General features: G+C 52.4%; 17 protein-coding genes and 1 riboswitch. Of the genes, 9 read left to right on the top strand and 8 right to left on the bottom strand.

Translation table 11 applies throughout. From position 1 onward, the window contains the following. Positions 1–423 precede the first annotated feature (423 nt). On the bottom strand, positions 424–1,872 hold the full coding sequence (locus tag A372_RS0102365) for an amino acid permease (RefSeq protein ID WP_019419241.1): 1,449 nt from the start codon (positions 1,870–1,872) through the stop codon (positions 424–426). Between the two features lie 130 nt (positions 1,873–2,002). Next, positions 2,003–2,192, bottom strand: a riboswitch (Lysine riboswitch). Positions 2,193–2,346: 154 nt separating this feature from the next. Between A372_RS0102365 and A372_RS0102360 the strand changes: the two genes are divergently transcribed. The 6 genes from A372_RS0102360 (at position 2,347) to A372_RS0102325 (ending at position 10,737) form a co-directional block, all read left to right on the top strand. Beyond that, positions 2,347–4,230 carry an ABC transporter ATP-binding protein gene (locus tag A372_RS0102360; protein WP_019419240.1) on the top strand — a complete coding sequence of 628 codons (1,884 nt, stop codon included), beginning with the start codon at positions 2,347–2,349 and terminating at the stop codon, positions 4,228–4,230. Positions 4,231–4,993: 763 nt separating this feature from the next. Further along, positions 4,994–6,706, top strand: coding sequence for an ABC transporter substrate-binding protein (locus A372_RS0102345; protein ID WP_036703033.1), 1,713 nt, complete (start codon positions 4,994–4,996; stop codon positions 6,704–6,706). An 80-nt stretch (positions 6,707–6,786) separates the two neighbouring features. Then, positions 6,787–7,758 carry an ABC transporter permease gene (locus A372_RS0102340; RefSeq protein WP_019419236.1) on the top strand — a complete coding sequence of 324 codons (972 nt, stop codon included), beginning with the start codon at positions 6,787–6,789 and terminating at the stop codon, positions 7,756–7,758. Then, positions 7,755–8,750 (top strand): ABC transporter permease, encoded by a 996-nt coding sequence (locus A372_RS0102335; RefSeq protein ID WP_019419235.1) that lies wholly within the window; start codon positions 7,755–7,757, stop codon positions 8,748–8,750. Before A372_RS0102340 ends, A372_RS0102335 begins: the two co-directional genes overlap by 4 nt. Continuing rightward, on the top strand, positions 8,717–9,739 hold the full coding sequence (locus tag A372_RS0102330; protein ID WP_019419234.1) for an ABC transporter ATP-binding protein: 1,023 nt from the start codon (positions 8,717–8,719) through the stop codon (positions 9,737–9,739). Before A372_RS0102335 ends, A372_RS0102330 begins: the two co-directional genes overlap by 34 nt. After that, positions 9,736–10,737 carry an ABC transporter ATP-binding protein gene (locus A372_RS0102325; protein ID WP_019419233.1) on the top strand — a complete coding sequence of 334 codons (1,002 nt, stop codon included), beginning with the start codon at positions 9,736–9,738 and terminating at the stop codon, positions 10,735–10,737. Before A372_RS0102330 ends, A372_RS0102325 begins: the two co-directional genes overlap by 4 nt. A 52-nt stretch (positions 10,738–10,789) precedes the next feature. On the opposite strand, the gene A372_RS0102320 is transcribed toward A372_RS0102325, so the two are convergent. The 6 genes from A372_RS0102320 to A372_RS0102295 all read right to left on the bottom strand — a co-directional run bounded on the left by A372_RS0102320 (position 10,790) and on the right by A372_RS0102295 (position 16,159). Continuing rightward, positions 10,790–11,941 carry an ABC transporter permease gene (locus tag A372_RS0102320; protein ID WP_019419232.1) on the bottom strand — a complete coding sequence of 384 codons (1,152 nt, stop codon included), beginning with the start codon at positions 11,939–11,941 and terminating at the stop codon, positions 10,790–10,792. Positions 11,942–12,032: 91 nt separating this feature from the next. After that, the gene (locus tag A372_RS0102315) at positions 12,033–12,956 is read right to left on the bottom strand and encodes an ABC transporter ATP-binding protein (protein ID WP_019419231.1); all 924 of its coding nucleotides are present in this window, start codon (positions 12,954–12,956) and stop codon (positions 12,033–12,035) included. A 20-nt stretch (positions 12,957–12,976) separates the two neighbouring features. Then, entirely contained in the window at positions 12,977–13,708 is a 732-nt protein-coding gene (locus A372_RS0102310; protein ID WP_019419230.1) for an ABC transporter permease subunit, read from the bottom strand. Between the two features lie 18 nt (positions 13,709–13,726). Beyond that, entirely contained in the window at positions 13,727–14,425 is a 699-nt protein-coding gene (locus A372_RS0102305) for an ABC transporter ATP-binding protein (protein ID WP_019419229.1), read from the bottom strand. Further along, positions 14,422–14,814 carry a GntR family transcriptional regulator gene (locus tag A372_RS0102300; RefSeq protein ID WP_019419228.1) on the bottom strand — a complete coding sequence of 131 codons (393 nt, stop codon included), beginning with the start codon at positions 14,812–14,814 and terminating at the stop codon, positions 14,422–14,424. The genes A372_RS0102305 and A372_RS0102300 overlap by 4 nt, the downstream gene beginning before the upstream one ends. Positions 14,815–15,016: 202 nt before the next feature. Continuing rightward, the gene (locus A372_RS0102295) at positions 15,017–16,159 is read right to left on the bottom strand and encodes a virulence factor (protein ID WP_019419227.1); all 1,143 of its coding nucleotides are present in this window, start codon (positions 16,157–16,159) and stop codon (positions 15,017–15,019) included. 447 nt (positions 16,160–16,606) lie between these two features. Between A372_RS0102295 and A372_RS0102290 the strand changes: the two genes are divergently transcribed. Continuing rightward, positions 16,607–17,644, top strand: coding sequence for an MBL fold metallo-hydrolase (locus tag A372_RS0102290; RefSeq protein ID WP_019419226.1), 1,038 nt, complete (start codon positions 16,607–16,609; stop codon positions 17,642–17,644). A 570-nt stretch (positions 17,645–18,214) separates the two neighbouring features. Here the strand turns inward: A372_RS0102290 and rsgA are convergent. Continuing rightward, positions 18,215–19,471, bottom strand: coding sequence for a ribosome small subunit-dependent GTPase A (rsgA, locus tag A372_RS0102280; RefSeq protein WP_019419224.1), 1,257 nt, complete (start codon positions 19,469–19,471; stop codon positions 18,215–18,217). 429 nt (positions 19,472–19,900) lie between these two features. Between rsgA and A372_RS0102275 the strand changes: the two genes are divergently transcribed. Continuing rightward, positions 19,901–21,517: an ABC-F family ATP-binding cassette domain-containing protein gene (locus A372_RS0102275; protein ID WP_019419223.1), complete on the top strand. Its 1,617-nt coding sequence runs from the start codon at positions 19,901–19,903 to the stop codon at positions 21,515–21,517. 413 nt (positions 21,518–21,930) lie between these two features. Beyond that, the gene (locus A372_RS0102270; protein ID WP_157259390.1) at positions 21,931–22,218 is read left to right on the top strand and encodes a hypothetical protein; all 288 of its coding nucleotides are present in this window, start codon (positions 21,931–21,933) and stop codon (positions 22,216–22,218) included. The last annotated feature ends 124 nt before the right edge of the window (positions 22,219–22,342 follow it).

The following is a 22,342-nucleotide window of genomic DNA, read 5'->3' as shown; positions in this document are numbered from 1 at the left end:
CATGTGCGACCGTGCCGCGTGTGCTGACCACACAACATGTGCGACCGTGCCGCGTGTGCTGACCACACAACATGTGCGACCGTGCAGCATGTGCGACCACACTGCATGTGCTGAACATACTGTATGTGCGACCATACTGCATGTACGAACACACTGAAAGCGAATGCGCCACTAACGCACATGCTCCACGCGTGACGCCATGCCGTCCTGCACAGCCGCTACATAGCGGTTATAACAGAACTATTGCGAGCTGAGAGTGCACCGTTTGGGCGGATTACAGCAATTTCGCTTGAAGCTTGCCACTAATAGCTTTTCATTGAAAGTTTGCCGCAAATAAAAAAGCCCGCACCCGACTTGCCACGCTGCCTATGGTATGGCGCGCAACGGGTCTGGTGCGGACTCGCTTCATGATGAGGAAGCTCCTTATTTATGGTCGAATTTGCATTCCTCAAGTGGAATGACCTTCGTGCGGTGCTTCCATTTATAACCGAGCCATATTGCTAAGAAGAGCGGCAGCCCGATGTATGTCATGAGAAGACCTTTCCAATCAATCGTATGGCCTATAAACGCTTGATAGTTCTGACCGAGAATAACGATCATACAAAGCGTAAATGCGAATACCGGTCCAAACGGGAAAAAGCGGGCTCTGTAAGGCAGCTCCTTCAGATCGTGGCCTTGCTTGACGAAGGCGCGCCGGAAGCGGTAATGGCTGACGGCAATGCCGAGCCAAGCGATGAAGCCGCACATGCCGGACGCGTTCAGGAGCCACAAGTAGACGACGCCGTCTCCGAAGAAACTGGCAAGAAAGGCGAGCATCCCGACGGCAGTTGTCAAGAGCAGCGCATTGATCGGAATGCCGCGCTTGTTCAGCTTCGCGAGGAACTTCGGCGCCTTGCCTTCCTTCGCCAGCACCCACAGCACGCGCGTGGACGCATACATGCCGGAGTTGCCGGCTGAGAGCACGGACGAGAGAATGACGGCATTCATGACCGCCGCCGCGAAGGCGAAGCCAGCTCTCTCGAACACAAGCGTGAACGGGCTCGTGTTAATATTGTTCAAATCGCTGGCAAGCAAGCTCGGGTGCGTATACGGAATAATTAACGCAATGACGAAAATCGCCAAGACGTAAAAGAGCAATATACGCCAAAACACCTGACGGATGGCGCGCGGAACGCTCTCGCGCGGGTTCTCGCTCTCTCCAGCTGCGACGCCGACGAGCTCCGTCCCTTGGAACGAGTAACCTGCCGCCATAAAGACGCCGAGAATGGCGAAAAATCCGCCGTGGAACGGCGCGTCACCAACATGGAAATTTTCAAAGCCGATGCGCTCGCTGCCCAAGATGCCGAAAATCATTAAAATACCGACGACGAGGAAGATGATGACGGTCGTAATTTTTATAATGGCGAACCAATACTCCGATTCTCCGTATCCTTTGACGGATAAAAAATTCAATAGAAAAATGATGCTCAAGAACAATAAGCTCCATATAAACGAATTGCTCTCGGGATACCAATATTTAATAATAAGCGTTGCTGCGACCAACTCGGATGCGATCGTAATCGCCCAGTTGAACCAGAAGTTCCAGCCGAGCGCGAATCCGAAAGCCGGATCGACGTAACGGGTGGCATACGTGCTGAACGAGCCGGAATCTGGCATATATGTAGCCAACTCCCCCAAGCTCGTCATTAGGAAGTACACCATAATGCCAACGGAAATATACGCGACGAGCGCGCCCCCCGGACCTGCTTGGGCTATAGCGCCACCGCTCGCGAGAAACAATCCGGTACCGATCGAGCCCCCAAGCGCGATCATTGTCAGATGGCGCGTCTTCAGACTTCTGCGCAGCTGCTGTTGATTTTGTTCTTGACTCATGACGTCCGCTTTCACTCCTTTGGTATCTTTGTGTAGTATAGCCGGAAAGGAGGAGAGAACAACAAAAAAACCGTTGAAGCGTATAACGTTCAAACGGTTAGGCCGTTAGGCCGTCCCCTCATCATACCCTTCCAAAGATAGCGCATCATGCGAGAATGGGTAATCTCCGCATGACAGTGCAGCGCCTTTCGGCGACAGCCCCAACCCACGCCCTGGAAGCGGGCAGCGTGAACTTCGGCGACTGTTCCTTTCTCTTCGCTTCATCGGCGCTTCCCGCCTTGACGAAGATACTAATAACAATCGCAACCTCTACCTCATCATGGATAGGATGAGGATTTTTTGCACTATGAAGATGACTAGCATCATTGTTACAATATATCTATTAAGTATAGAGAAAGCAGTCAGTCCAATCAATATCAAATATTGCTAATCGTATGACAATGCTAGGAACAAGAATGAAAAGGAGAACTGCCTATGCGTCAAGGATGGAATGGAAACGGGATGCGAATCAATGAACGGCAAGGAACGCCGAAGCGAGTGGAGGTGAAGGACGTATCACTTAAGCGGATATGGGCGCTGTTCCGGAGCTATTGGCCCCGCTTGGCACTGATTATACTGTTAGCGCTAACGGCCGCCGTCATCGGTCTGCTGCCACCGCTTGTGATGCAGCGGATTATTGATGAAGCGATACCGGATAAAAATACGCATCAATTGCTTACTTTGGCAGTGTGGCTCGTCGGACTGCCGCTTGTAAGCGGCATGCTCGGGGTGCTGCAAAGCCACTTGAATACGCAGGTTACGCAAAGTATTATGGCGGATCTGCGGCAAGGACTGTTCCGCAACCTTCAGCGGCAATCCGTGGGCTTCTTTACGGCCTCTCGTTCAGGCGAAGTGATTCAGCGCGTCACCGATGACGTCGCAGCCATTCAGAATGTGGTCACGAACGTCGCGGTTTCGTCGCTTACACAAGTCGTCATCGTATTGACGACGATCGGCATCTTGTTCACGCTCGATTGGAAGCTTGCCTTAATTGCGATATTTATATTGCCATTATCGATGATTCCCGTACGCAAAGTATCGCGTTACCGCAAGCAGCTCCGTGTCAATACGCAGAAGGTGCGCGCCGATATGTCCTCACAGCTTGGCGAAGTGTTCGGCGTATCGGGGGCGATGCTCACACGCATCTTCGGGCGCGAGAAAGCGCAGGAAGCAAGATTCGCGGAGCAAAATCGCCAGGTGCAGAACCTGGAAGTTCGGCTTAACTTAGTCGGCCGCTGGTTCTTCATGTTCGTGTCGACGCTAGGTCCGCTCGGGACGGCCGTTATCTATATGTATGGCGGTTACGAGGTCATTAACGGCTCAATGACGATTGGGGCAATTGTCGCATTTGCGGCTTATTTATCCCGGCTGTATCAGCCGTTCGGCACCTTGCTGAATTTGCATGTGGAAGTGGTGACCGCGCTGGGGGTATTTCAGCGCATATTCGACTATTTGGATATGGAGCCGGATGTGACGGATCAGCCGAAGGCCGCAGAGCTGTCAGCGGTGCAGGGAGAGATACAATTCCAACATGTCAGCTTCAGCTACGGAGACGGCGGCGAAGTGCTGTATGATGTCACGTTCCATGCTTCGCCTGGCGAAGTGGTGGCGCTGGTCGGGCCGAGCGGGGCTGGAAAATCGACGCTCATCAATCTGATCGGACGCCTGTATGACGTGACGGAAGGGTCCGTGCTCATCGACGGTCATGACGTACGGGAAGTAACGATGGCATCGCTTAGGGCGCAAGTGGCGTATGTAACACAGGAATCATTCCTGTTCCATGCTTCCGTGGCTGATAATCTGCGCTTCGCGAAGGAGGGGGCATCGCAGGAAGAATTGGAGGAAGCTTGCCGCAAAGCATATATTCATGACATGATTATGAGCTTGCCGCAGGGCTACGACACGATCGTAGGGGAACGAGGCCATCGGTTATCCGGCGGAGAGCGTCAACGTCTGTCGATTGCGCGTGCCGTTCTGAAAAATCCGCGAGTCTTAATTCTGGACGAAGCAACCTCACATCTCGATTCAGAGTCCGAAGCGTATGTGCAAGTCGCGTTGGCGGAATTGATGCATGGACGAACGACGGTCGTCATTGCGCACCGCTTGTCGACCATTCTGGCGGCCGAGCAGATTCTCGTGCTTGAAGAGGGCCGCATCGTGGAGCGGGGACGCCACGAGCAGCTGCTGCAGCAAGATGGCTTGTACGCTGCGCTGTACCATACCCAGTTCAAGGACCTGGACGCAGATGTGTACACGGACACGGACGAATTGCGAATGCAGCAGCATATGGATACAGAGCCATCATTGAAAACGTACTGAAGAAGAGCGGCATTCCATGGCCGCTCTTTTGTTGTCAGTAAGGAATGTTTAAGCAGCTCGGTGAGGCGCTAAAACGAAGAATCGATAAAAAACGGGGATAGAAGAAGTGTTTCGCCTTGAATCGTCACGTTACCTTTCCCGAAAAAGGTGTGCCCAGTTTCATTTCTTGCCTCACTCCTCCTTTCACACAGAATGGCAGCCTCCTCTTCCCTTTGAAACGTTAATATGTTGCCAAGATTCCGTACAATGGCCCTTCCCCTCATTCTCCCATACAATCAGGAAGAAAAATATGGAGTTAAGGTACATGCCGTTTCGTATAGATACCATGCCATGAAGCGGCCGAACGTGATGGCAGTGACCCAGAGTTGTCATTGGACTGCCGCCTCCTGAATGATGGGGAGAATGAAGCAAAGAGGATGATGAAGCGAATCATCGTCAATCTGATCGTGCCATTGCATAAACGAATCATTTCGTTAGTGATGCAGAGTCACAGAGTCAATGCTTTACTATTTGACAGATGGTACATTAACGACAAACAAAATCTGACTCTAAGCTCGGGCGCTCATCTTCTGATAGAGGTTCTCTAATGCCCATCCATGAATTCTTTATCCAATCTTTAGAAAATATTTGATAATGCACAGAGTAATTCCCATCATTTTACTACAATTGCATATGCCGTGATGATAGAATGAAAAGGTAAATATATCCTTCACAAAATATTTGAAAAGATGAAAGGGGATACAATGTGGTAAAAAAGAAGAGGATGTCTTTATTGCTGATTATGGTACTTATTGGAACGCTGTTATCAGCGTGCGGTGGTTCTAACACCGCGACGAATCCACCTAAAGAAGAACCGACACCGTCAGAGAATACATCACAGACGGAACCAGCGAAGGAAAACACAACAAAGACGCCGAAAGACGGGGGAACCCTTACAATGGGCACCTTCTCAGACATCGTGACTGTCAACCCCGTGTTTCAGAGCGACACCTCTTCGGGAGACGTATCCAAGCTTATATTAGCGCAATTGTATAATCTCGATCGCGAAGCCAATGTCGTAGCGGAGCCATGGTCGCTTGCTGCAGAACCACCTCAGATTAGCGAAGATGGCAAGACGTATACCGTCAAGCTGAAGCCGGAGGCGAAGTGGACCGATGGCACGCCGGTTACGGCAGATGACATCATCTTCACCATTAATGCCACCCGCAATCCGGAGGTCGGATCGCCGGGAATAAGCGCATACGATAAGGTGGACTCCATCGAGAAGGTCGACGAACATACCGCTAAGATTCAACTGAAACAAGTCTATGCACCATTCATATACTCCCTTATCCTCACACTTGCTCCTAGTCATATACTCAAAGATGTGCCACCTAAGGAATTGAAGCAGCACGCATACGGAACGGATCCGGCCAAGACTGTAACGAATGGTCCATGGAAGTGGTCCGAATGGAAGCAGAAGCAGCATATAAGCGTCGATGCAGACCCGAATTATTGGGGAGCCAAGAAGCCTCATATTGCAAAAGTCATCTATAAAATATATGCCGATCAAAATACAGAGGTTCAGGCGCTCATCAAGGGTGATGTCGACACGGTATCAGCCATCCCTGTTACGCAATTGGCGGCAGTAGAGAAGCGGGATAACCTCCGTGTCGTTCTGGCGCCGGGCCCAAGTTATGAGTATCTGGGCTTTAACTTCGATCCGAAGAACTTCCCGGACAACTTCAGTCTGTTCGAGGGCCAGAAGACGAGACAGGCAATCGCTCATGCGTTGAACCGTCTAGGCATGGTCGATAACGTGTTGAAAGGGACTGGCAAGCTCATGAACGCCCCGTTCCTGCCTGGTTCATGGGCGGACCCGGGTGAAGCGGCCGTCAACTATAACTATGATGCAGAGAAGGCGAAGCAATTGCTGGCGGAAGACGGTTGGACGCTTGGATCCGACGACATTCTGACCAAGGACGGCAAACGTTTCTCCTTCGAGCTTCAGTATAACGCCGGCAACAGCCGTCGTGAACAGATCTCTTCCATTGTGCAGCAAAATTTGAAGGATGTCGGCATTGAAGTGAAGACGAAGGGCATCGACTTCGCCGCTTGGGTCGATCAGCATTTGAACACGGGCAAATACCAAGCCATCTTGATGGCATGGTCATTGACTGATCCGGATCCGAACGGAGAAAGCACGTTCTCTTCGAAATATTATCCTCCTGCCGGTCAGAACAGCGGCTGGTATAAGAATGAGAAGCTGGATGAATTGTGGGTAAAGGGCTATTCCGTAGTTGAACAGAGCGAGCGCAAGAAGATTTACGAGGAAGTAGGCAAAGAAATCTCCACCGATCTTCCTTACATTTTCATGTACCAGTATGGCACGCCGCAAGGAATCGGGCCGCGAGTCAACTTCGCCGAGGAAGATAAGCCGGAGCCGTCGCTCGCTTACGGATACATGTACCGCATGATTAATTGGTGGGTTGAATGACGTAACGGATACAGCTAAACAACACCGGTGAAGGGGAAGGGGAGCTTGCCCCTTCCCCTTCAAGCTTAGGAGGATAATAAATGACCGAATATTTAATCCGGCGGATACTGCAGTCCGTACTGGTGCTCTTTCTCGTATCCATTATTACGTTTGTGCTCATTCATGCGGCTCCAGGCGGGCCTACGCAAGTGTTTCTGTCACCGGGACTGTCGCAGGAAGCAGCGCAGATCCAAGCGAAGAATCTTGGCTTGGACCAGCCAATACCGGTTCAATATATGCGTTGGATGGGCAGTCTGCTGCAGGGCGACTTGGGACATACGTTCAAGAACAATCTTCCCGTAGGGGAGATCTTATGGCCGACTATGCAAAATACGCTCATTCTCATGAGCGTTGCATGGTTGTTCTCGCTTTTGATAGCGATTCCATGGGGCATATACAATAGTACCGTTGAATACGGACTCTCTGATCAGACCGCCTCATTCATTTCTTATCTTGGTTTCGCCATGCCTACATTCTGGTTCGGGATACTGCTGCAGGAACTGTTCGCATTAGAGTTAGACCTGCTTCCGCTGTCCGATATGTATACGATGGGCAAGGAAGGTCAGATCGGGGATTTATTTATGCACTTGATTTTGCCCGTTACGGTGTTGACGCTAGGTTTCTTGGCTTCCTATGTGAAGTTCTCCCGTTCAAGCATGCTGGAGGTGCTTAATCAGGATTATATCCGCACGGCCAGGTCCAAGGGCATGAAAGAGAAACGAGTCATTTATAGACATGCCTTGCGCAATGCGATGATTCCGATCGTCACCATCCTCGGCTCGGATTTGGCCATTCTCGTGTCCGGAGCGGCCATAACGGAAAATGTGTTCAACTGGCCGGGCATGGGACGTCTCTTCGTGGAAATGGCCTTGGCGCGGGAATACTCGGTATTGATGGCCATTACGCTCATTACGGCCGTTATCGTCATCATCGGCAACCTGCTGGCTGACATTTTGTATGCGCTCATCGATCCCCGGGTTCAGTTGGCGCGCAAGGGAGGGGCATCGGCATGAGTGTAACGAAGCTGCAAAGGAAGCGACACAAGCCCACTCCTGGTTCCGAACCGAAGTTAGAGCCGCCTGTAGAAAGATTGTCGGATAAACCGATTGGGATTTGGAAGACGGCATTCAAAAAATTCATGAGCAATCCGTTTGCCGTAGTTGGGCTTGTCGTCCTGCTGTTCTTTATTATTATTGCTTTATTTGCCCGTGTCATCGCACCATTCGATCCAGCTGCCATAGACTTGATCAATGCGAATTTGCCTGCCGGCAGTGAAAAGCACTTGTTCGGAACGGATGAATTGGGCAGGGATGTGCTGTCGCGCTTAATATACAGCAGTCAAGTCTCGCTTCTCGTCGGTTTTTCCGTCGCCATCATTACTGTTGTGATCGGTTCGTTAATTGGCGCTGTGTCTGGCTACTTCGGAGGATGGATCGACACGTTTTTCATGCGTCTAGTAGACGTCATGTACTCCGTGCCGACTTTGTTTCTCAACATTCTTGTGCTGTCCATATTCGGTTCCAAGTTCAGCTACATGATATTCATTATGGCCTCTACCAGTTGGATGGGGACGGCACGCCTCGTGCGGGGCAACTTCCTGCAGTTGAGGGAAATGCAGTACGTGGAAGCCGCCAAGGCGATTGGCGTGTCCAGCTGGGGAATTATCGGAAGACATCTGCTTCGCAACACGACCGCGCCGATTATCGTCAGCGCGACGCTGATGGTGGGCGGTGCAATTCTTGCCGAATCGGCATTGTCTTATCTCGGCCTGGGGGTGCAGGCGCCCGAAACGAGCTGGGGACTGATGCTTAGCAGCGCTCAGGAATTCATGCTGGTCGATCCGTTGCAGGCGATCTATCCGGGATTATGCATCCTGATTGTCGTGTTGGCCGTCAACTTCATCGGTGATGGCATACGGGACGCTTTCGACCCAAGCAAAAAAGTGAGAATACCCCGGAGGAGGTTGCAGGAATGGCGGAAAAACTTCTCGAAATCCGGAATCTGACTTCGGGCTTTGTGACGGAGCAAGGAATCGCCAAAGCGACTGACCGGATTACGCTTTCTGTAGAGAAAGGGAAGACCCTTTGCATCGTGGGAGAGTCCGGCAGCGGCAAAAGCGTTGCATCCCTCTCGATCATGCGGTTGGTAGATTATGCCGGCGGTGCGATTTTTGAAGGCAGCATTGGTTTTAGCGGCGAAGAATTGGCTTCTATGAGTCAAAAAGAAATGATCCGTATTCGCGGCAACCGGATTGCGATGATCTTCCAGGATCCGATGTCTGCGCTCAATCCGGTGTTCTCGGTCGGCGATCAGATCGCGGAGAGCTTGCGGCTGCATCGCGGGGTGAGTCGCAAAGAGGCGTGGCGGCAGGCTGTCGATATGCTCCGCATGGTCGGCATTCCCGACCCGGAATTAAGGGCCAAGCAGTATCCGCACGAGTTGTCCGGCGGCATGCGGCAGCGAGTCGTCATCGCGATGGCGCTCATATGCAAGCCCGAGCTTCTTATCGCCGACGAACCAACTACGGCCCTGGACGTCACCGTACAGGCCCAAATTCTTGATCTGCTGCAGCGCTTGCAGCAGGAACTGGGCATGGCCATTGTGCTAATCACCCACGATATGGGCGTAGCCGCCGAGATGGCTGACCGCATCGCGGTCATGTATGCTGGCAAGATCGTTGAGGAGGGCACGGTAGGGGAAATATTCGATCATCCGAGCCATCCGTATACCATCGGACTGCTGAAGTCCATTCCCGGATTGGAAGGAGCGCGCGGAGAAGAATTGTACACGATACCCGGCACCATTCCGGGAATCAATCAATTGCCGTCGGGCTGCCGTTTCCACCCGCGCTGCGCGAAGGCAGAGGAGAAGTGCCGGCAAGCGGAGCCTTTGCTCCGTGAATTCAGACCGGATCACCAAGCGGCCTGCTGGTTGTATGATTCCGGCGGCGGACTTGGCGGAGATGACAAGGAATCCGAGGTGAAGCGCGCATGAATGAATCCTATTTTATCGATATTCGCCACTTGAAAAAGTACTTTCCGATTAAGACAGGGCTGTTCAATCGGGTCGTCGGTCATGTGAAGGCGGTTGACGATATTACGTTAGGTATATACGAGGGCGAGACGTTCGGACTAGTGGGCGAATCCGGCTGCGGCAAGTCGACGCTCGGCAGAGTCGTCCTTCATTTGCAGAGGGCGACGAGCGGGGAGGTCTTCTTTGACGGGAAAAATGTACAAGCCATGAATTCTCAGCAACTGCGGCGGCTGCGGCAGGATATGCAAATTATTTTTCAAGATCCGTTCGGATCTTTGAACCCGCGCTTTCAAGTCCGTGACATTATCGGAGAGCCCTTGCGTGTCCATCAGCGCGCATCAGCCAATGATATAGATAAGAAGGTCGTCGAATTAATGGAGCTGGTCGGACTGGATGCGTCCAGACGCAACCGCTATCCGCATGAATTCTCTGGCGGACAGCGCCAACGTATCGGCATCGCCCGGGCGATTGCCCTGAATCCGCGCTTCATCGTAGCGGACGAAGCCGTCTCCGCCCTGGATGTCTCGGTTCAATCGCAAGTGCTGAACCTGCTTATGAAGCTGCAGAAGGAACTCGGGCTGACGTTCTTGTTCATCGCCCACGGTCTGAATGTGGTCCGGCACATCTCCGATCGCGTAGGGGTCATGTACTTGGGCAAACTGGTCGAGGTAGCGCGTACGGAGGAGCTGTTCGCGAATCCGCTGCACCCTTATACGGCAGCGCTGCTGTCTGCAATCCCGAGGCCAACTCCGCATCGGAAGAAGGAACGAATCGTGCTGCAGGGAGACGTGCCTTCACCGGCCAATCCGCCGTCCGGCTGCCGTTTCCATCCGCGCTGCTCATTTGCGCAGGAGCAGTGCCGGAAGGTAGCGCCGGAACTGCAAATAGTATCGTCCGACAGACAAGTAGCTTGCCACTTTCCACTGGAGTATAGTGAAATGAAGGTTCTGATACATTAACAGACAACAGCCCCTCTTTCGATGCCGGAAGAGGGGCTGTTCGTTAGCAGGGTTAATGAGCCGCCTGCCGCATAAACCGTGGGAATTGCAGCATTGCGATAAGCAGAGCGACGACAGCAAAAGCAAGCAGTATAAGCACGTTGAGCCATATATCCTGCAAGTGAGCGCCATGCAGAATAACACTCTTCAAGCCTTGCTGCGCCCAATATTGGGGGGTGAAATGGCCGATGGTCTGCATGAATTTCGGCATCATTTCCGTGGGGAACCATAGTCCGCCGATGACGGCTCCGCCCATTGCAATGAGCTGGGTGAATGCGATGCCTTGATTCTCGCTCTTCGCAAAGACCGACAAGGCAAGCCCCAATCCAGTGACGCAAAAGGCCAGCGCCAGAATGATAATAATGACGGACAACATGTCGCCGAGCTCCAGGCCATATACGAAGTGTCCGAAGGAAAGCAGGACTGCGCATTGAAAGATGACGACGAGCAGATATGGAATCCACATGCCGATGAGATAGCTGAGCGGACGCATCGGCGTGCTGGAGAGCCTTGCTGTCATTCCAGTATCTTTGTCGGAGATGAAGCGGCGAGTCATCGAAATAATGACGAAGAAGACGAACATCACCGTGTAGCCCGGCACGACTTGGCTGATCATATCGAAAGGTATTACATTTTCGGTCTTCTCCGCAACGTGAATCGGCGGCGTGAGAACCTGCTTCAGCTTCGCCTCATTCATGCCCGATGACGCCAGGGCTTGCGCAATGTTCGCATCCCGGTAGCTGCCAGCGATATTGTGCAGCACGGCTTGAATCGGAGCTACGGAGGAGTTGGCCGTTTCATCCCGATACAGTGTTACTTCAGCTGGACCGGTGCCCGATTGCAAGTTCGCTTCGAATCCTTGCGGCAGAACGAGCAACGCGGACAGTTTGCCGTCACGGATGCTGGCGATCTGCTTCTCTAGCGAGAGCGTAGAGTCGGTCTTCAATTCGAATCCGTCTATACGCTCGATCGACTGCAGCAGCTCCTTGGACGCCGCGGTATGATCCATGTCAAGATATTGTACTTTGATAGTTGAACTGCCGGCGCTGCCGAAGACGGATGCGAATAAGACGATGAATAGAATCGGTAGAACAAGCAGCCAGAAGAAGGTGCCTTTTTCTTTCAACAACAATCGGATTTCTTTGCGAGCTATGCTTTTAATCACGATACAATCCTCCTAAACATTTCGGGTGTTTGCCACCTTCTTGGTGCGTAAAAGTTCACTTTGCGAACTCGAATCAGCAGTCTTGTTATCTTTAAGCATCCCGCAGCGATGTGCCCGTTAAATTCAAGAATACCGTTTCAAGTGAAGGGCGGACGACTTCCAGCCGGGCGACGGCACAGTGCGACTGCAGGCATGCATCCGACACGCTGCGCATCGTACGCAGCACGTCGTCGGTTTCGATCTTCCAACCGCTTCCATGAGGGGCCGATGTACCCGGCACAGACGCCAGATCCGGCGCGGCAGCGCCATCTGTCTCCACATATACCGATTGCGTTCCGTACTGCGCCAGCAGCTCGTGTAATGAACCATTGGCGATGACGGAACCATGGTCGATAATGGCCACATCCTCGCACATCACTTCGACTTCCTCCATGTAGTGCGTAGAATATAAGATGGTCACGCCTTCTTGATTCAACTGCCGAATCATTTCAAATATATGATTGCGGGACTGGGGATCGATGCCGACGGTCGGCTCGTCGAGAATGATGAGCTTTGGGCGGTGCAGCAGCGCCGCTGCCATATTGACCCGCCGCATCATGCCGCCGGAGAACGTGGATAGCGCATCGCGGGCCCGGTCTTGCAGACCAACCTGTTCCAGCACCTCCGATATTCTCTGCTTCAGTGTGGCTCCTTGCAAGCCGTACATTTCCCCGAAAAAGATCAGATTGTCATAAGCGCTCAGCTTCTCATACAACGTAATGTTTTGTGGGACGTAACCGATGACCTTGCGCACATCCCCCGCGCGCTGGACCGCATCGATGCCGAATACGTGAACGCTGCCGCTGTCAGGGGCAAGAATGCCGGCTAATATTTTCATCGTTGTTGATTTGCCCGCTCCGTTCGGGCCAAGCAATCCGAAGCAGGTCCCGGTCCGGACTTGAAACGATATGCCGTGTAATGCGGTCTTTTGCCCATAAGATTTTTGCAGTTGAGACACCTGAAGTGCATATTCCATATCAATAACCTCTCCTTTATTTACAGGACGACATCTTTTTTTAGCGTGACGGTAGAGCAGAGCAGTAAGATTACGGCCAGACCGACTGAAATGGGCACCGCGATCGCAAACGCGTACGGTCCGAACGGAATCGAGCCTGTTTCTATATGTGTGTTCCAGTATTCATGCGGCAACCAAAATATCGCGTTGCCTGATAAGCCATATATCATCCAGAGCAGCGGGGTGAGCGGCTTGAGACGCGACTGTCCAGCGATGAAAATAAAGAGACCGAATGCGTTCATGAACGGAATGGCAGCGAACACGAACAAATACCACACGGACGAACCTGACATAAACGATAATAAGCCGGCTACTTCAAACGATCCTTGCCAGATCGTCGCGTAAACGTAAAAGAAGAGCGTCGCGAGCCAAGCGGCGGTGAAAATGAGAAAGACGACGCAGAGACTAGCCGCATACTTGGATAGAATGAGCGTGCTGCGGGAATAGGGGAGCGACAGCCACCAACCCAGCGTGCCGTTCTTCCATTCCCGCTTGACCATGCTATAGGTTAAAATGAACGCCATATAGGGGAAGCCAAAGGTGAAGAATAACAATCCTATAGGCCGGAATTTGTCAGCAAAATAAGCGGTGACGGCAAGGAGCAGTACAATCCCTGCGGCGAGATAGAAAAGCCACCATTTGGCGTGATCCTTTTTGTTCTTGCGCCGTTTCAATTCATCCTTCACTAAATAAAGTAAAGCATTTGTATCCATATGCAATTCCTCCCGACTCTAACGGTACAGTGTGCGGTAGATGGATTCCATGGAACCCTGCTCCGCGCGCAGCATCTCGACATCTCCGTGCAGCAGCACTTGACCGTTATCCATAAAGACAACGTGATCAAACAGACTCTCCGACTCGTGAATCTCGTGGGTGCTGATGAGAACGGTCTGCCGATTGTCACTTAAATTGTCTATAATCGCTTCAATAATGCGTTCGCGTGACAACAGATCGATGCCTGAAAACGGCTCATCAAGCAATAATAGAGGCACGCTGCGGGCCATGCAGATCGTAAGCATCAGTCTTGCTTCTTGCCCACGCGACATGCCGTGAACTTTCATCTCGGGGTCCAACCCCATGAATGAAATGAGCGATTCTGCCCGCTGACGCTCGAACCCGGGAAGAAGGTGTTCCGCCCAGTCGAGAGCTAACATGACTGTGTGGCCTTCATACCATCGTGCCCGATCGGGCAAATAAGCGATATCTCGATTCGTCTGCCATCCTGGCGTGCGTCCAAGCACATCGATAGTTCCAAGGTCCGGCTGTATCAACCCGGCTATCATGCGAAAAAAGGTCGATTTGCCAGCGCCGTTCGATCCCAATACACCGACAACGCGTTCTTGCGGTAAGTGTATGGTGAAATCGTCCAATGCCCGCTTCTGTCCGTATCGCTTCACTATATTCTCGGCCCGGATTGCGATTTCGCTCATGAGGGATTTCCTCCTTTTTGCCGAATCAATTGCTGAATATCATCCCATGTAAAGCCTATGCTGTGCATTTTCTCAAAAAACTCCTGTACGGCTTCTTCCGCCAAGTTATTTCGGATCGTTTCCACAGTGTCAGCATTCGTCGTGATGAACGTGCCTTGTCCCCGGCGCGTCTCGGTCAATCGATCCCGCTCCAGCTCTTGGTAAGCACGCATCACTGTGTTCGGCGTTATCTTCAACGCTTGCGCCAGCTCCCGGACCGAAGGAATCTTCTCACCCAACGCAATCTCCCCCTTCGCAATCGAACTTCGAATCTGAGTTAACACTTGCTCATATAATGGCTTGCTTAAGTCAAGCTCAAAGCGCATTCCACCAATGTGAACTTCATTCAATGAGCACCCTCCTCGCGCAAAAACCTTTCTTGTATAAAGTGTATTATATCACTTGATACACTTGATACAATAGGTACACGAAAAAAAGACAGTTTCCGTATCGGAAACTGTCTGAAAGGACTGGCTATTGCTGAGCAGTCTCTAGATTCTATAACGAATGGACAGACTTGAACATGTTATTTCTTAAGGCAGGATGGTGTTTTTATTCAGGCTGCTGCTCACGCAATCGGGCCATCTGCTGCCATACAGTGCCGACGGCATCTTCTCCGGAACGAATGCGCTCCATCGCGATGCGGGCCTGCAATGCGACTTCGAACTCCGCATCCTGAGCGGCCGTTTCGAGCACAGGCAGCGCCCGATCGTCTCCGGCTTCGTACAAGAAGCGGGCTGCACGCCAACGGACAAGCTTGTTCTTGTCCTTCATGGCTTCCATCATCGGCTCAATAGCGGACGGATCGCCGATATCAGACAACGTGTCTCCCGCTGTGCGGCGCACGCTAACCGAGGAATCCTTCAAGGCTTGGAACAGCAGCGGCATGCATTCCGCTGTCTTCAATTCGCCTAAATAGACGACGGCAAGACGCCGAATCTGACTTTGCCCGTCTTGAAGAGCTTGCGCGATGAATGGCAAACGTTCCGCTACAGGCTCCATCCGTTCCAAAGCGGCGTATCGCACACGCCAATCTTCATGCTGCATCCGTTCGGTCAATTCCTCATCTGTTAATTCGCGGCGCTCTTCGACGAATGGCACGTCCGTTTTGCCGGCGGCAATTCCTTGCTGCACCAGAGAATCGAGCCGCTCATCGGGATAGGCTGCCTCTAGCTCCTGTTCCACTTCACGAGCGATATCGGGCAGCTCGCCATAGCGAATCCCGTAGTCGCTCAGCTTGCGCTCTTTAATCAAGGTGGCGCTGGCGACTTCCGTCACAGCGCGCACGAAGCGCTCGGACAGGCCGACGCGCTCTTCTTTTCCATCCGCTTGCACGCGAATTTGCATCGGAATGGCGCGGAAATATTGCACATACACTTGAGCTTCCCCGAAGGATGTCCATGATGCAAGGTCGCCCTCTTGTCCTTCAGCGGCTTGCGGTTCACCGAAGATATCGCGCACATCCGCTAAGATGCGCGCCCAGTCCGCATTGGCGAAGCGGTCCAGCGCAATAAAGTCAGCTGTATGAAATACGCTCTTCACACCCTCGATATCGAGCAAGCGTCCGATGATGGCGGGGGCGGAGCGCCGGTTCTCCTCCGTATAGGTTCGACGAATGCCGGCTGGCAGCGTCTCATCCAGATGAAGCTTCATCGAATTCGGGCTGGGCGTTGGTTCAATTGTGATTAATTTCATTGACGGCACCTCCTGCATGTGTAGTCTTGACTATATTGTACCGCAACGAACCTGCAGGAACAATGAAGTGGAGCGGGATGCAATTTGGCAGAAAGACGGATGGAACGTAAGAAAATGAGTTATAAATATAAGATACAGGTATATGTTCAAGCTGCAAGTCGATTCATTCGTAATGCTGCTGTAGTCCTGCCCCGTAACAGAAAATTGGCAACCGAATTTCAACAACAAGAGGCTAGCTGAATACGATAGGGATTAGCAGGAGTACCCATAGTCGAATAATGGCTCAAACGGTGCTGAGCCATTGCTGCAGGACGATTGGAGCTTAGTTGTTGGGGGAAGTCTGACTCTGGTATGCTAGAACAAGAAATTGACTTCATCGCATCTACAAGGGACTGAACATTAGCCCCTTGCCATTCTATCCGAACTTTCTGCAAATGAGGTGGTGCTATGAAGCGCTATTATGTCAATATGGACGATGTGACAACGGAAAAGGCATGGAAGCAATTTCGGCGCTGGCGTGCCGAACGAAAAGTACGGCTTAAACAGAAGGATTATTCTTATGTGGTTCCGCAAGCGATACCGGAGCTTGACCGGCTGCACGCCAACCGGACAGACACGACTGTCACTTGGATAGGACATTCGACCTTTTTGCTCCAAACCGGTGGTTTAAATATCGTTACGGATCCGGTGTGGGCCGAAAGCATGGCGATGGAGAAACGGCTGGCCCCGCCCGGCATCCCGATTGACCGCATACCGCCGGTAGACGTCATCCTCATCTCGCACTCGCACTATGATCATATGCATCTCAGCTCGATTCGGCGGCTTATGAACCCGAAGACGATGTTAATCGTTCCGGGAGGACTGAGAAGTAAAATGGTGCGTAAAGGGTTCTCGCAGACGATTGAGCTGGATTGGTGGAACGACATCGTTCTTGGCTCGGTGCGCATCACGTTCGTCCCGGCTCAGCATTGGACGCGCAGAACGTTGACGGATATGAATCGCTCACACTGGGGCGGTTATGTAATAGAGCGGTTGCAGACAGAAAAACCGCTCGAGCCTAATGGGCGAGCCGACAATGCTGCTGCGGTGGAGAACACGATTTATTTTGCAGGGGACAGCGGGTATTTCCGGGGGTTTGAGCTGATTGGCAACCGCTTCGATATCGATCTAGCCTTGCTGCCGATAGGAGCGTATGAGCCGGAATGGTTCATGTCGCCGCAGCATATTACGCCGGAAGAAGCGCTGCAGGTGTTCGAGGACGTGAGGGCGAAGGTAATGATCCCGATGCATTACGGAGCCTTCAAGCTGGCGGACGATACGCCGAGGGAAGCGCTTGACCGCTTGGAGGCCGAACGGATCAGACGGAATATGGACCGCAATAGGGTGCGGCTCCTGAGCCTTGGCGAGACATGGAGTCCTTCAGAAGCGAGCGCACCGAACAGAGAAGCGTCGCATAATATGGGCCGTGCCAACGCTAGAGAGTAAATGCAGGAAAGAATATAAATGCACGCAAGAATATAAATGCACGCAAGAATATAAATGCACACAAGAATATAAGTGCATGAATAAAATATACGATTGCTATTCAAGAAACAGCCTCTGTAGCAGGTTGTTTCTTTTTTTTATTATTCTGTATCTTCTCGAATGTCAGGGTGTTAGAAACAGAAAAGTGATGGAAAAGTGGATCCGGCTGTTTTTAAGCAATTGCTGCGGAATGAGTGTCAAAGCATTGGACGAACTCCAATGAAGCCTGCTGTAAAGAGGTATAGGCTGCTGATTCATTGTATAAAATCCAATGCAGGATGAGACGAGGGGGATGCCATGGACAAGTATGGTCACGCCTTCAGCCCTACTTTTCTTCTAGAGTGGATCTGGGGCGAATGAGTTTCGTGGAAATAATCATTTTTGGAAGATTAATAGTTCAACTTATATAGATAAAGGAGACGGTATTCCAGCTTGAGGCAGGCTCCAGGGATGCTTGTTGGAGCATCCCTGGACCACCGATGACGAGCGCATGTTTTTGCATTCAATGCGACTCCTCTTGGATTTATTGATTTAGCTCCGCTTGCTGGAAGTGTTGAACGTCTTCGTCAGCTTCTTAACGCTGTTCGCTTGCTGACGCTTGAGTTGGGCTTCCTCCGAGCGGCGCATGTAGGCGATTTCCCGCTGCAGCTTATGATAGCCCTTCAGGCGCTCCGCTTCTAATTCCCCTAGCGCGATGGCTTGCTGCACGGCGCAGCCAGGCTCGTGCCGGTGGGAGCAATTGGAGAAGCGGCAGTCTGACGCCAGCGCTTCAATATCCTCGAAGGTGTGCGCCAGCCCGCTGCCGCCGTCTACGGCAATCATGCCGACTTCGCGCATGCCGGGCGTGTCGATGAGCCACGCGCCGCCGGAGAGCGGCAGCAGCTCGCGGTGCGTCGTGGTGTGACGGCCTTTGCCGTCGCTCTCGCGCACCGTCTGCGTTGCCATGTGCTCTCCGCCTGCAAGGGCATTGGCGAGCGTGGACTTGCCGACGCCGGACGAGCCGACGAGGACGACGGTCGTCCCGGGCGCCAGCAGTGCTTGCAGGCGGTCGAGGCCTGCGCCCGTATGCGCCGACACCGCGAAGACGTCGGCGCCGGGGACGGTGCGCATCGCTTCCGCCGCGAACGCAGCCGGGTCCTCGGCCGCGTCGGCCTTCGTGAGCACGACGGCTGGCATGGCGCCGCTATCCCACGCGAGCGCAGCGTAGCGCTCCAGCCGCCGCGGCTCGAAGTCGCTCGTCATCGCTGTGACGAGCAGCGCCACATCGGCGTTCGCGGCGACGACCTGCGCGTCCCGCCGGTTGCCGGCGACCTTGCGCGCGAACAAGCTGCGGCGCGGCAGCACGCCAGCAATCGTCGCGCGGCCCTCCGCCTGGCGCGGCGCTATGGCGACCCAGTCGCCGACGCACGGCCAGTCGCTCAGCGTGAGCATGCCTGCGCGCGCTTGTCCGGACAGCTCGGCGAGCCATTCGCCGTCCGCGCTAATGACGCGGTACAGGTGCTTGTGCGCGAGTGACACGCGCGCTGGCACGAGCTCACCGGCAAAACGGCGGGCGACCGCTTCGTTAAGCCCATCGAGCCACTGTGTCCACGTATCGGACCACGCGTCATTCCAGCCAAGCTCGGAGAGCTCCTTCACGGCGCAGCCGCCGTCTTGCACTTGCGGGAAGCCGCCGTCAGCCTGATCTGACTCTTCGGCTTCCGTATATGGAATGGTTTCGTTATGAATGATGTTGATTTCCTGCGATTGATCTTGCTTGAGATTCTGTTGTTTTTTTCCTTGATTCAAGTCTGTATTCTCCCTTGTTTACGGCCTGAGGCCGCGTCGAATGAACTTGCATGGTCACCTTCCAACGACATTGCGCCACGGTCAAGTTCGGGAACAGAATACAGTTCAACGACACTAGCGTCGAAGTTTGCATAATTGCGGATGCGCTAGGCGTCGAGCAGTTCCTCCCGAACGTTATATGCTGTTGCCATATTACATCCCTCGCTTTCTAAATCAGATAATCACATTATATACGGATAATCCACTAAATGGTAGATAGGAAGTCGGCGATATATATGCAACATCGAGGAACACATACAGACGCACATATAGACACATAGACGAATATCGTGGATGTCGTGCAGATAAATACTGTTAAAATCGCAAAATACAGATAAGTGTGCTATAATAACCGTTTGAAACCATTATAGTTAAAAGGACGGGAATGCCATGATTAGTACAACCGGCGTTACGCTCCGCTACGGCAAACGCGCGCTGTTCGAGGACGTGAACATCAAGTTTACGCCCGGGAACTGCTATGGCCTAATCGGCGCGAACGGTGCGGGGAAATCGACATTTCTTAAAATATTGTCCGGCGAGATCGAGTCGACCAATGGAGAGGTGCACATTACACCAGGAGACCGTCTGTCGGTCTTGAAGCAGAACCATTACGAGTATGATGAATACCCGGTGTTGGAGACGGTCATTAGAGGCCATCAACGCCTGTACGATATTATGAAGGAAAAAGACGCCCTCTACGCCAAAGCGGATTTCAGCGAGGAAGACGGCATGCGTGCCGGCGAACTCGAAGGGGAATTTGCGGAATTGAACGGCTGGGAAGCGGAGGCAGATGCAGCAGAGATGCTGATTGGCCTTGGAATTCCGAAAAATATGCATGACAACAAGATGGCAGAGCTGGAAGGCAACCAGAAGGTTCGTGTCCTGCTTGCTCAAGCGTTGTTCGGCCGCCCGAACATCCTGCTGCTGGATGAGCCGACGAACCATTTGGATTTGGAGTCGATCAATTGGTTGGAGAACTTCTTGATGGATTACGAAGGCACTGTTATCGTCGTATCCCATGACCGCCATTTCTTGAACAAAGTATGTACGCACATCGCGGACATCGACTTCGGCAAGATTCAGCTCTATGTGGGCAACTACGACTTCTGGTACGAGTCAAGCCAACTGGCCCAGCATATGATGCGCGACCAGAACAAGAAGAAGGAAGAGAAGATTAAAGAGCTGCAAGCGTTCATTCAGCGCTTTAGCGCGAACGCATCCAAGTCGAAGCAAGCGACTTCCCGTAAGAAGATGCTCGAGAAGATTACGCTTGACGATATTCGTCCATCGAGCCGCAAATATCCATTCATCAACTTCAAAGCAGATCGTGAAGCAGGCAAACAGCTTCTGACTATCGAAGGCTTGACGAAGACGGTGGATGGCGAGAAAACGTTCGATAATCTTCACTTGGTCGTTAACAAAGGGGACAAAATCGCGTTGGTCGGACCGAACAGTGCGGCGAAGACGACGTTGTTCCAAATTCTTATGGGCGAGCTGGAAGCAGATGCAGGTACGTATTCTTGGGGCGTGACCACGTCGCAGGCCTATTTCCCGAAAGACAACGCAGCCTACTTTGACGGTGTGGAGACGAGCCTTGTCGATTGGCTGCGCCAATATTCGAAGGATCAGGATGAAACGTTCCTGCGCGGATTTTTGGGCCGCATGCTATTCTCCGGTGAAGAAGCACTGAAGAAGGCAAGCGTGTTGTCCGGGGGCGAAAAGGTACGCTGCATGCTGTCGAAAATGATGATGACCGGTGCAAACGTGCTTATTTTGGATGAGCCGACGAACCACTTGGACCTCGAGTCCATCACGGCGTTGAACAACGGTCTTATCGACTGCGACGGAACGATTCTGTTTACATCGCATGACCATCAGTTCGTACAGACGATCGCGAACCGCATTATCGAGATTACACCGAACGGTATCATCGATCGCGTGACGACGTTTGACGAATATTTGAATAGTGATGAAATTAAGGCGTTGCGCGAGCAGATGTACGCGTAAGCTAATAAATGTTATAGGACAGGGAGTCCAGACCTTCTGAAAAGGAGTAGGTCTGGACTCTTTTTTTGTCTTATAGAATGAGTCCTCACTGTGACCTTCCCGAAAAGGGTACATCTATGTGCTCCTTTGCGTCACTCTCCCATCTATTCAGAACAGCTGCAACCCCTTCTCCTCAAACGAACTGAAAATAAAAATGCTTGTCCATAACAAAAGACTTCATGGTCCGGTCCTTATCTCCATTCTCCCGTACAGTCAGGAAGGGGAACATCGAGGCGGAGGCACATGCCGTTTCGTATAGATACATATGCCAAGAAGCCGGTTGCTCAGCATGGAAGCTAACCTCGCAGTGTCCGGAGAGTTATCATTGGGCATACCGCCTCCTGATGGAAGGGGAGAATGGAGCAAAGGTGTGGATGAAGCAGTTCGTCCGCCCAAGAGGCCGGTTTGACTGGCAGTGTCGGGAGTCGAAATGGTTCGTCCGGCTTTCTGATGGAAGGGGAGAGTGGGGCAAAGGTGTGAATGAAGCAGTTCGTCTGCCCAAAAGGTCAGCTAGGCTGGTAGCGTCGAGAGTCGAGAAGGTTGTACGGCCTTCTGACGGAAGGGAAGAATGGAGCAAAGGTGTGAACGAAGCAGTTCGTCTGCCCAAAAGGTCAGTTAGGTTGGCATCGTCGAGAGTCGAGAAGGTTCGTCCGGCCTTCTGACGGAAGGGGAGAATGGAGCAAAGGTGTGGATGAAGCAGTTCGTCTGCCCCAAAGGTCAGTTAGGCTGGTGGCGTCGAGAGTCGAAATGGTTCATCCGGCTTACTGATGGAAGGGGAGAATGGAG

Source organism: Paenibacillus sp. OSY-SE, assembly GCF_000283315.1.
GTDB lineage: Bacteria > Bacillota > Bacilli > Paenibacillales > Paenibacillaceae > Paenibacillus_B > Paenibacillus_B profundus.
The sequence above is the reverse complement of the archived record's forward strand: the minus strand, read 5'-3'. Positions and strand labels throughout refer to the sequence as shown.